Origin of the sequence: Hydrogenophaga sp., assembly GCF_051007235.1 — a bacterium.
Taxonomy (GTDB): domain Bacteria; phylum Pseudomonadota; class Gammaproteobacteria; order Burkholderiales; family Burkholderiaceae_C; genus Hydrogenophaga.
The window spans coordinates 1-10830 of the sequence record NZ_JBPCSJ010000374.1 but is presented as its reverse complement, the minus strand read 5'-3'; the positions used below and the strand labels follow the sequence as shown (position 1 = coordinate 10830).

The following is a 10830-nucleotide window of genomic DNA, read 5'->3' as shown; positions in this document are numbered from 1 at the left end:
TGCCGTAGCCGCTCTTGCGGGCCTGCTCGGCCACTTCGGGGGCGACCCAGTCGGCCAACGGGGCCTGCTGTTCGTCGGTTGGATCTGCCGAGTCCAGGGCCTGCGCGATGCGGGCTGAGAGATCCTTGGGCAGGTTGTTGATGCCCGCGTGCACCACCGCCGTCAGCAGAAAACGCGTCTGGTCCGAACCCGAGCCACCGCCGGACCCGCCGACGGATAGAGCGGCCAGCACGTCCAGCGTGCTTTGCGTGAGCTGGAACCGGGTGCCGGCGCCAAAGGTGCGCACGGTGGAGCGGCCCAGCCAGGTCTTGTGTCGTGCCTCCAGCGCCTGCTGGGCCAGGGTCATGGCGCGCTGGGCGTCGGCTTCGTCGGCAAAGCGGTAATCGGCCTCGGGCTCGAACTGGACCAGGCGCGGCGCGTTGGGCCCGGCAAAGGCCGCGGCGGTGGGCACGCTGGCGGCCACGCCTTGCTTGCGCTTGTAGTCCCACACCACGGTGCTGGAGACAGCCGCCTGCAGCTGGCGCAGGCCGCCGAGCACCTGAATGGCGTCCTGCTGCTCCTGCGACGAAGCGCGGTGAAAGCGGATGCCGCTGGCCGCTGAGGATGTGGCGTCTTCGGGCGTGCTCGCCGCCTGGGTGGTGTCGGTCAGGATCACCAGCTTGTGACCCAGCGGAGTGGCGTTGTCGACCTCGAAGCGGTAGATCAGACCTTCGCGCGCCAGGATGCGCGAGACAAAGGCCAGATCGCTCTCGCGGTACTGCACGGTGGTGCTGCGCAGGCCGCCCTGGTGGCTTTGCGCCAGGTGCTGGCTGGCGCAGGGGCTCCAGACCCAGGCGGCGTGGGCGCTGTAGGCGCCGAAGACGCTGTCGACGATCTCGACCACCGACTTCTCCTGCCAGACCGCGCTGCGCGCGCCGTGCGCCAGCAGGGCCAGCCAGGGCCGCACGGTGAGCCGGTAGCGGGCAAACCCGCCGTCCGCGGCCAGCGCGCTGGCCGCGGTGACGATGCCGCTGCGCGGGTGTTCGCTGCGACCGTCGGCCAATGTGGTGAGCAGATCGACGCGTTGACCCAGCAGCGCGTGAAGGTCCAGGCCGGCCGAGGTCGACAGGGCCGAGATCTGCAGTTCCCAGGGCTGGCTCAGGGCTTCTCGCTGGCTCCAGCTCTCGACCAGCAGGCCGCTGGCCTCGCCGTCGGATTGCAGGCGGTACAGGCGTGTTTCGCTGCTGAACAAGGCGCTGAAGGCGTCCTGCAGCGCGTGTTGGATGGATTCGGTCACTGGCATGGGGCGGCGCGCGGGTGGGGCGTTTGGGGGGGCTCAGGCGGGCGGCGCGGCCCTGGCCGCTTTAGGGGCCTGCTCCATCGGGCAGGCCTGGGCTTTGCCCCACGAGCCTTCGCAGATGCGGCGCTGGCACATCAGCGCTTCGATGGCGTCTTTGGTGCGGCAGGACTTGACCAGCTCGGCGATCGTTTGGGGCGAGCGGGTCGGCCCGGTCGCCGAGGCGGCCGCTTGGCCGTTGCCCAGGTGTTTCATGATGGCGTTGAGCAGCTCCACATCGGGATCTCGGCTGCCGGCATGGGCGTTGGCGGTGGGCTTGGCCTGTTTGGGCGTGGTCGCGCTGGCCTGGGCTTCAGCCTTGGACGGGGCAGATGCCTTGCGTGCGGCTGTGGTGGTGGCCTTGTTGGGCGACGGCGCGGCCGGCGAGGTCTCCGCCCTGGTTTTGGGGTCGGCGGATTTTTTCTCTGCCACCGTGCTTTTGGATGTGGGCTGCGCCCGGGGCGTTGGCTGCGCTGGCAGGGCAGGGGGGGCGTCCACGCGGGTTTGCAGCCCGGTCACGGGATGGGTCTGGGGGCTGTGGGCTGGCGTGGCCGGCTTCTGCGCAGTAGCCGCAGCCAGGGATTGGAAAGGATCGGTCGACGCGCTGGGCGCGGGGGCAGTGGCCGTCGGGTCGGCTGGGGGCGCGCTGGGGCTTGCAGGTGCCGTCGCAACAGACGCCGCCTGCGGCATGGCGCTGGCCGCCGCCGGACTGGCCAGTGGCACCGCCGATGCGGTGGGGGCCGGGCGCACGGCAGGGGGGCGGGTCAGCTGGGTCGAGATGCCCCAGGCCGTCGCGGCCAGCAAGGGCAGCAGCCACCACCACCATTGGCGCTGCGGACGGGGGGTGGCCTCGGCGCGCGCGCTGCGGCCGGGCATGGCGTCCAGGATGTTGTGATCCGCGCCGGGCGCACCCGTGCTCAACAGACTGGGGCGTGACAGTGCCTCAGGTGCTCGGCTGATCTTGTTTTCGGATGTGCCCATGGGCAATCCCCCCTTACTTGTTGTGTGCCCGGCGCTGTGCCCGGGCCGACGGCTGACCTGAGGATTTTGGCATACTCAAGAAGACCTATTGAAGCGTCAAAAAGCGGTGTCGGGATAGTTCAAAATACTGCTTGTGGAAATGATCTGGGTTCTTGGGGGGTACTTTGTGCTGGTCTCGACAGGCCTGGCACTGGTGTTCCTGCCCGGGACCCGTGCGGTCGCCCTGAACGGTTGGCGACGCGGGGCGGACCGTCTGTCGCAATGGTTCCGGCGGGCGCAGCAGGCCAGCCAGCAGGGCCTGACCCAAGCCGGCGGTGGTGGCCAGCGGTTGGGGCTGTCCGTGGTGGCCTGGCTGGCGCGCCATGTGTGGGTTGTGCTCGCGGCGCTGGCGGTGCTGGTGGTCTTGCCCCTGCTTGCCATGGGTTGGCGCCACTGGTACCAGATCGAGACCTTCGACCACACCGATGTGCGCATCCGGGACGAGCGCATCGCCGCCCTGCTGGCCGGCGAGCGCCTGACGCCCCCGGCCCCCTTGCCGCCCGAAGTGTTCACCACCCGCGAGGTGGAGCTGGCGCGTCCCATGGTGCGCTTTGCCAGCCGCGACTGGGCCTTGCTGGACGCGGAGTTCGCCCAGCGCCTGCTCATGGTGTTCCGCGTCATGCGCGAGCAGCACGGTTACGAGATGGTGTTGCTGGAGGGCTACCGCAGCCCGCAGCGCCAGGAACAGCTGGCCGCCATGGGCGGGCACGTGACCCAGGCAGGCGCGTTTCGCAGTTACCACCAGTTTGGTCTGGCGGCCGACAGCGCCTTCATGCGCATGGGGCAGGTGGTGATTTCGGAGCGCGACCCCTGGGCGATGCGGGGCTACGAGCTGTACGGCGAAGTGGCCGCGTCGCTGGGCCTCACCTGGGGGGGCGGCTGGAAAAATCTGAAGGACCTGGGGCACGTCGAGCTGCGGCGCCCGGGTGTGCTGCGGCGCGCTGCACAAGAGGCGCCGCCAGCGGTCGGCTACGCGTATTGATGGACAGCGGCAGTGCGCCCTCCCGGGCGCCACGCCGGCAGAGGTATCGGTATTCAAGGGAGTCAGAACATGGGAAAACCATTCATCCTCATCGGGGACCAGACCAGCCACGGCGGCGTGGTGGTGCAAGGCTCGCCGGTGAGCACGGTCGATGGCAAGCCGATCGCCCGCGTGGGCGATCAGGTCACCTGCCCCAAGCGCGGGCACGGGGGCACGACCGTGATCGTCTCGGGCGATCCGACCTGCATCATCGACGGGCAGCCCGCCGCGCGGCATGGCGACAAGACCGCCTGCGGCGCCACGCTCCTGTCTTCGCAGGCCAACGCGGTCGACTGACTGCTTCGTCGGGCTGGCGCGGACCGCTGGCTCCCATGTGACATGACCGCCCGGCAACGCGCCGGTGCGTCGGTACAGGAAGTCTTTTCAATTGAGCACGTTTTTTCGGGCCCTGGCCTTTCTGGTGGCGGTGTGCTGCCTGACCTGGGTGGGCGTTTTGTGGTGGTGGCAGCGCACGGGTCACAGCGCCGATGTGTCGGACCTGGTGCTGTACCTGGGGGTGCTGCCGCTGGCCGTCGCGCTGGCCTTGCTGGGCCTGCGCTGGGCCTGGCAGCGCGGTGCTGCGGCGCGGGCAGCTGCCAGCGCCGCCGCTGGGGGGGGCGCGTCGGTGTCCCCCGCGGGTGGGGGCGAGGGGGCCGGTGGCGCCGAGGCGCAAGCGCGCCATGCGACGGTGCAACTGGTGCTGGCCCAGGCCCACACGGTGGCGGGCGAACAGGCGGGCGATGTGCTGGAGGCCGCCGCGGCCGGCAAGCCCTTGCCCCGCCCCGACCCGGAACTCACCAACGACGAGGGCCTGCCGGTGCTGTGCGCCCGCATGACCGACCAGGCGCTGGACCTGGACACGGTGCGCGCCGAACTCGACGCCCTGTGGCCGGCGGTGCACAAACGGTTGGCCGACGGACCGGCGAACGAACCGGGCGAACAGGTGCTGCGCGCGCTGGCCGCGCTCAAGCCGCTGCTGGAGGCGCAGCGCGACTGGCTGCAAGCCTTGCACCTGGCTCAGCGCAACGCGCTGGAGGACGGCGGCGCGTCGATCGACCGTCTGCCCCCTGCCCAGCGACCGCCGTTGCCCGGCCTGCGGGTGCTGCTGGGCTGGCCCGCGCACTGGTCGGCGGCCGATCAGGCGCTGGGCCGCGCCTGGGCCGAACGCTGCCTGCAGGGCGAGCCGGACGCGCCGGGCGGTCTGGCGGACGGCTATGCGGTCACCGTGACCAGCCTGGCCGGCAGCGGTGAAGAGCTGTGGTGGCGGGCCGACCAGATGAGCCACGGCGCCGGCCGCGCTCCCTGGCTGCTGGTGGCCGCCTGCGACAGCGACCTGACGCCCGAACGCGTGGACACGCTGACCACCACCCAGCGCCTGTACGACGCGACCACGCGCCCGGGGGGCTGCATCCCGGGCGAAGCGGCGGCGGCGTTGCTGCTGGCGCCGGCCGACTGGGTGCCACCGGCCGATCTGGACCTGCAGACCGTGCGGCTGCACCGGCCCGCGCTGCTGCGACGCGACAAGCCCATCGAATCACCGGGCCGGGTGGGGCACCGCGAACTGGCGCAGGCGCTGGAACAGGCGCTGTCTGCGGCCCAGGTCGCCGCGGCGGACCTGGGCATGCTGGTGTGCGACGCCGATCTGCATTCGCAGCGCAGCGCCGAGCTGTACGGCATGGCCGTGGAAGCGCTGCACCACCTGGACCCGGTGGAAGACATGCGCCTGCTGGGCAAGGTCACCGGCCACACCGGCGCGGCCAGTGCCTTGGTGGTGCTGGCGGCCACGGCCGAGGCGGTCAAGGCCGTCAACAAACCCACGCTGGCACTCGGCATGGCCGACCCGCACCTGCGCATGGCGCTGGTGCTGCAACCCCCGAGCGCGAGCGATGCCGCAGCTGCCTGACCCGGTGGCCAGGGCCAACACACACACACAAAGACCCCACGCCGTCGGCGCGGGGTCCTGGCATTTTTGAAAGCAAGCAATGAATCGTTTCTGGTCCATCGTGTTTGACATGCGCACCCTGAGCGTGATCGGGATCGTGGCGCTGGTGGCGTTCCTGTTCCTGGGGGCCAGCGCCATCGAGGTCGGGTTGGTCTACGCCGGCATCGCGCTGGCGGTGATCCTGCTGGTCTGGGGGCTGGTCTGGGCTTTCAGTCGCTGGCGCGCGTGGCGCGCCAGCCAGGCGCTGGAAAAAGCCATCGACGACGACGTGGAAGACGCGCGCAAGTTCACGCCGGGCAAACACCAGGCGGAGTTCGACGCCATCCGCTCGCGCATGGGCGAGGCGGTCAAGACCATCAAGACGTCCAAACTGGGTCAGACCACCGGCCGCTCGGCGTTGTACGAGCTGCCCTGGTACATGGTGATCGGCAACCCGGCCGCGGGCAAGAGCACGGCAGTCGTCAAGTCGGGGCTGAAGTTCCCGTTCGCGGACAACGCGGGCAACATCATCCAGGGCATCGGTGGCACCCGCAATTGCGACTGGTTCTTCACCACCGAAGGCATCCTGCTGGACACGGCGGGCCGCTATTCGGTGCACGAGGAGGACCGCAGCGAGTGGATGGCCTTCCTGTCCCTGCTCAAGAAGCACCGCAGCAAGGCGCCCATCAACGGCGTGATCATCGCGGTCAGTGTGGCCGAGCTCTCGGGCTCGCGGCCGGACGCGGCCATCCAGCTGGCCAAGAACCTGCGCCAGCGCGTGCAGGAGCTGACCGAGACGCTGGAGATCTTCGCGCCGGTTTATGTGCTGTTCACCAAGGCCGACCTGATTCCCGGCTTCCAGGCCTTTTTTGACGCCTACGACGAGCGCGAGCGCAGCAAGGTCTGGGGCGCGACGCTGCCCTACGACCCGGAGCAAAAGGCCGACGTGGTGGAGCAGTTCGACCAGCACTTTGACGAACTGCGCGAAGGCCTGACCGAGCAGATGCTCTCGACCATGTCGCTCAACCGCGGCCAGGGTCTGGCGCCGGGCATCCTGTCGTTCCCGCTCGAATTCGCCACCATCAAGCCGACGCTGCGATCGTTCCTGGCCACGCTGTTCGAGGAAAACCCCTACCAGTTCCAGCCGGTGTTCCGTGGCTTCTACTTCACCAGCGCGGTGCAGGAGGGCGAGGCGTTCAGCCGCGTCAACCAGTCGATGACCGAGCAGTTCGAGCTGACGCCGCCCGGTGCCGCCGCCGCGGAGGTGGCGCACATCGGCGAGCCGTTCTTCCTCAAGGAGCTGTTTTCCAAGGTCATCTTTGCCGACAAGAACCTGGTGCGCCAGTACACCAGCAAGACCAAGCTGCGCCTGCGGGCGCTGACCTTCGGCCTGGCCGTGCTGACCCTGGCCGTGGCCCTGGCCGGCTGGGGGGCGGCCTACGTGGGCAACCGCCAGCTGGTGGAGGGGGCGACCGCCGATCTGGACAAGGCGCTCAAACTGCAGGCCGACCGGGTGGATCTGGTCTCGCGCCTGGAGGCGATGGATGTGTTGCAGGACCGCATCCGCCAGCTGGAGAAGTGGCGCGAGGACCGGCCCTGGTCGGTCAGCCTGGGCCTGTACCAGGGCGACGCGATCGAGCAGAAGCTGCGCGCGGAGTACTTCCAGGGCGTCAAGCAGCTGATGCTGGACCCGGTGACGGCGAACCTGGAAAAGTACCTGGCCGAGGTGAACCAGAACGCCGGCAAGCTGCAGCCCATGACCAAGCCGCCGGAGTCTGCCGTGGTGTCGGTGACGGCCAGCGCGGGCGCCGGACAGACCGCCACGGCGGCGCCGGCTGGCGACGGTTTTGTGCAGGCCTCGTCCACCAACGTGGAGGACGCCTACAACGCGCTCAAGACCTACCTGATGCTGGGTGACAAGCAGTACATGGAGTCGGGCCATCTGGCGGACCAGATCTCGCGCTTCTGGCGCAGCTGGCTGGAGCAGAACCGCGGCTCCATGCCCACCGACCGTCTGATTCAGAGCGCCGAGCAGATGATCTCGTTCTCGCTGGAGAACCTGCAGTCGCCCGACTTCCCGGTGGTGCAGAACAACTTTGGTCTGGTGGACCAGACGCGTGAGAACCTGCGCCGCGTGGTGCGCGGCATGCCGGCGCGCGAGCGGGTGTACAGCGGCATCAAGGCGCGCGCGGCCACGCGCTTCCCGCCCGTGACCGTGGGGCGCCTGGTGGGCGACCGCGAACTCCAGTCGGTGACCGGCAGCTACGCCATCCCCGGCACCTTCACGAGGGAGGCCTGGAACGATTACATCGAAGAGGCCTTCAAGAAGGCGGCCAACGAAGAGCTGCAGAGCGTGGACTGGGTGCTCAAGACCTCGTCGCGCGACGACCTCTCGCTCGAAGGCAGCCCGGACCAGATCCGCAAGACCCTGACCGAGATGTACAAGCAGGAGTACGTGGCCGAGTGGCAGCGTTTCCTGCAGGGCATCAACGTGGTGGAGTTCCAGAGCTTCGACGACGCGGTCAAGCACATGGACCAGCTCGGCGATGCGAACCGTTCGCCGGTCAAGCAGCTGATGGAGGCGCTGTACGACCAGACCTCGTGGGACAACCCGTCCATCCTGAACGAGCGGCTGGGCCGCACCCAGGCGGGGTTCATGACCTGGTTCAAGCAGACCATCCTGCGCCAGGCACCGTCGCGCGTGGAGGTGAACGTCAACCTCACGGCGGGCGAGGCGGCGATTCCCATGGGGCCGATCGGCAAGGAGTTTGCCGCTCTGCAGCGGGTGATGATGGCCCGCGACAACAACCCCACCTTGATGAAAGGCTACCTGGACGCACTGGGCAAGGTGCGTTCCAAGTTCAACCAGATCAAGAACCAGGGCGACCCGGGGCCGGCCGTCAAGGCGCTCATGGCCGACACCCTGAACGAGGGCAATTCGGAGCTGGCCACGGTGCTCAAGTACGTGGACGAACAGATGCTGGTGGGCATGTCCGACAAGGCGCGCGCCTCGCTGCGGCCGCTGCTGGTGCGCCCGCTGGTGCAGGCTTTTGGCGTCATGACACGCCCGGTGGAAACCGAGCTCAACCGCATCTGGGTGGCGCAGGTGCACGAGCCGTTTGTGCGCAACCTGTCGAACAAGTACCCGTTCGACAAGACGTCCAAAATCGAATCCGCGCCGTCGGAGATCGCCAAGATCTTCGGTGCAGAAGGGGCCATCGCCAAGTTCGCCAACGAGGGGCTGGGCGCGCTGGTGGTGCGCCGGGGCGACACCATCGTGGCGCGTACCTGGGCGGATGTGGGCATCCGCCTGGGCGACGACTTCGTGCGCGGTTTCCCGGTCTGGGTGGCGCCGCTGGAGGGGGCTTCGGGCGGCGCTCAGGCGGCATCGGCCGGTGCGGCGGGCGGTGCGAGCGCCTCGCAGACCGTGTTCCAGGTGCTGCCGGCCGGTGCACCGGGCTTGCTGGAGTACTCGCTGGAAATCGACGGCCAGACGCTGCGCTACCGCAACATGGCCGCGGCCTGGACCAACTTCTTCTGGCCCAACCCCGCGGGCACGCCGGGCGCACGGGTCAGCGCCACCACCAACGACGGCCGCACCATCGAGATCTTCAACGAGCCGGGCCGATTTGGCCTGGAGCGCCTGTTCGCCGCGGCCAAGAAGAGCAAGGCCGCCGACGGCACCAACGAACTGACCTGGAGCAAGGATGGGTTCTCGGTCACGGTGCAGCTGCGCATCATTTCCCAGCCGGGTGCAACGGCGCAGTCCTCGGGCGAGGGCCAGGCGCGCGGTTCCAGCGGTCTGCTGGGCCTGAGCCTGCCGGCCCAGATCGCCGGCGGTCCGGCCGTGCCCGGGGTGACCGCGGCGGTCGCCGGTGGGGTCGGCCCGGCTGTTCCCACGACCACCTCCACCACCGCAGCGGGGCAGTGACATGAGCCACACCTTGCCCATGCTGTTTTTCGGCAAGTTGCCCGGCCGGGGCGACTTCGTGCGCAGTGCCTCGCACCCGGCGCTGATCCAGTCGCTGGACCGCTGGCTGAGTTCGGGCATCGAACTGATGGCAGAAGACGCGCACTGGAAGGCGATCTACGACCAGGCCGACGCGGCGCACTTCGCCATGGTCAGCCCGCACCGCCACACCGCGGTGGCGGGCCACATCGTGCCCAGCGCCGACCTGTCGGGCCGCCGTTTCCCGTTCCTCACGGCCTGCGCCATCGAGTCGGGCAACGGCGGCGACCTGCTGGCCCTGGGGCCGCTGATGCTGCAACCCGCCTGGGAGCACCTGTCCGGCGCGGCTCTGAAGGCGCGACAGGCCAGTGAGAACGATGTGCCCGCCGTGCTGGGCGATCTGGGGCAGGCGCAGGTGCCCGCGCCTTTGTTGGCACCCGAGGTGCGCCAGCGGTACCAGCGCTTTCTGGAGACGACCACGCTGGAGGCCCTGGTGCAAGACCTGGGTGGCAGCGGCGCCCCGACCGACGTGCGGCAGATCCTGCTGGCGCTGGGGCTGCTGCTGCAGCCGGTCATGAACAGCGTGGGGCAGCCGATCGAAAAAGGCCTGTGCCTGCCGCTGCCGCGCGAAGACTTCGCCCGCTGTGCGGTGGCCACGTTCTGGATGGATGTGGTCTCGCGTTTTCTCGCCCGCAGCCCGTACGACCTCACGCTGTTCCTGCCGCGCGGGTTGAACCACCGGCCCAGCCTGATGATCGGTTTCTCGGCCGGTGCCGCCAACGTGCTGCAGGGCCTGTTCGATCCGCGCGTGACCGACAGCGTCTTCATCTCGCTGAACGCATCGCCCTGGGTCGAGCCGTATGTGGCCAACGACTACGCCCTCAAAAAACTCTCCAGCTACCTGCTCATGCCCCAGATGTCGCTGGCGCAGGTGCTGATCTCTTTTCAAGAAGCCTTTCTCGGGAGCTGAGCGCATGAAGTCCATTCCAAACCGTCTGCTGCGCGCGGGCTGTGCCGCTGCCCTGTGTGTGGCCCTCTCTGGCGCGGCCCTGGCGCAGGTGCCGGCGGCACCGCCGGTCCCGGCGAGCGATGCGTCTGCCACACCCGCCAACCGTGGGCCGGTGGTGGTGTCGGGCGTGGTGCCTGACGAAGCCACGCGCCAGGCCATCCTGGCCAAGGTGCGCGAGGTGTACGGGCGCGAGCGGGTGGTGGACCAGCTGGGCGTGGCGGCCACCACGGCGCCGCCCAACTGGGCCGAGAACGTGAAGAAACTGGTCACGGTCGACCTCAAGAGCGTGCAACGCGGGCACCTCAAGATCAGTGGCAACGCGGTGGAACTGGTGGGCGAGGCCGACAGCACCGCCACCCGGGAGAAGATCGCCGCCCACCTCAGCGCCAGCCTCAACCCGACCTACACCGTCAACAACCGCCTCTCGGTTGGCGAGGCCCCGCAGGCCCGCATCGACAGCGTGCTCGACGGCAAGATCGTGGAATTCGAATCCAGCAGCGCGGTGCTCACGCCGGTGGGGCGCCAGGTGCTGGACGAACTGGTGCCGGTGCTCAAGGCGCTGGGGGGCAAGAAGGTGCAGGTCATCGGCCACACC

General features: G+C 69.1%; 8 protein-coding genes. 6 read left to right on the top strand and 2 right to left on the bottom strand.

Going from position 1 to position 10830, the window contains the following annotated elements; genetic code table 11:
• Window positions 1-1282 (bottom strand): type VI secretion system Vgr family protein (locus ACR2JA_RS13405; RefSeq protein ID WP_434009578.1); only part of this gene is annotated, 1282 nt, incomplete at its 3' end.
• A 33-nt stretch (window positions 1283-1315) separates the two neighbouring features.
• Window positions 1316-2191, bottom strand: a complete 876-nt coding sequence (locus ACR2JA_RS13400; protein WP_434009577.1) for a hypothetical protein — start codon at window positions 2189-2191, stop codon at window positions 1316-1318.
• Between the two features lie 244 nt (window positions 2192-2435).
• On the opposite strand from ACR2JA_RS13400, the gene ACR2JA_RS13395 reads away from it, so the two are divergent.
• The 6 genes from ACR2JA_RS13395 to ACR2JA_RS13370 all read left to right on the top strand — a co-directional run.
• Window positions 2436-3317 carry a M15 family metallopeptidase gene (locus tag ACR2JA_RS13395; RefSeq protein WP_434009576.1) on the top strand — a complete coding sequence of 294 codons (882 nt, stop codon included), beginning with the start codon at window positions 2436-2438 and terminating at the stop codon, window positions 3315-3317.
• A gap of 69 nt (window positions 3318-3386) precedes the next feature.
• The gene (locus ACR2JA_RS13390) at window positions 3387-3653 is read left to right on the top strand and encodes a PAAR domain-containing protein (RefSeq protein ID WP_434009575.1); all 267 of its coding nucleotides are present in this window, start codon (window positions 3387-3389) and stop codon (window positions 3651-3653) included.
• A gap of 91 nt (window positions 3654-3744) precedes the next feature.
• A complete protein-coding gene (locus ACR2JA_RS13385; RefSeq protein WP_434009574.1) occupies window positions 3745-5259 on the top strand; it encodes a hypothetical protein in 1515 nt (504 codons plus the stop codon).
• Window positions 5260-5338: 79 nt separating this feature from the next.
• Window positions 5339-9208 carry a type VI secretion system membrane subunit TssM gene (gene tssM / locus ACR2JA_RS13380; RefSeq protein WP_434009573.1) on the top strand — a complete coding sequence of 1290 codons (3870 nt, stop codon included), beginning with the start codon at window positions 5339-5341 and terminating at the stop codon, window positions 9206-9208.
• Window position 9209: 1 nt separating this feature from the next.
• Window positions 9210-10196, top strand: a complete 987-nt coding sequence (gene tagF, locus ACR2JA_RS13375) for a type VI secretion system-associated protein TagF (protein WP_434009572.1) — start codon at window positions 9210-9212, stop codon at window positions 10194-10196.
• Window positions 10197-10200: 4 nt separating this feature from the next.
• Window positions 10201-10830: BON domain-containing protein (locus ACR2JA_RS13370; RefSeq protein ID WP_434009571.1), on the top strand; the 630-nt coding region annotated here is incomplete at its 3' end.

What these genes read in the sequence shown, in the direction of transcription:
- tagF (WP_434009572.1), top strand. Translation starts at nt 9,210, where the DNA reads ATGAGCCACACCTTGCCCATGCTGTTTTTCGGCAAGTTGCCCGGCCGG.
- ACR2JA_RS13400 (WP_434009577.1), bottom strand. Translation starts at nt 2,191, where the DNA reads ATGCCCGGCCGCAGCGCGCGCGCCGAGGCCACCCCCCGTCCGCAGCGC.
- ACR2JA_RS13395 (WP_434009576.1), top strand. Translation starts at nt 2,436, where the DNA reads ATGATCTGGGTTCTTGGGGGGTACTTTGTGCTGGTCTCGACAGGCCTG.
- tssM (WP_434009573.1), top strand. Translation starts at nt 5,339, where the DNA reads ATGAATCGTTTCTGGTCCATCGTGTTTGACATGCGCACCCTGAGCGTG.
- ACR2JA_RS13390 (WP_434009575.1), top strand. Translation starts at nt 3,387, where the DNA reads ATGGGAAAACCATTCATCCTCATCGGGGACCAGACCAGCCACGGCGGC.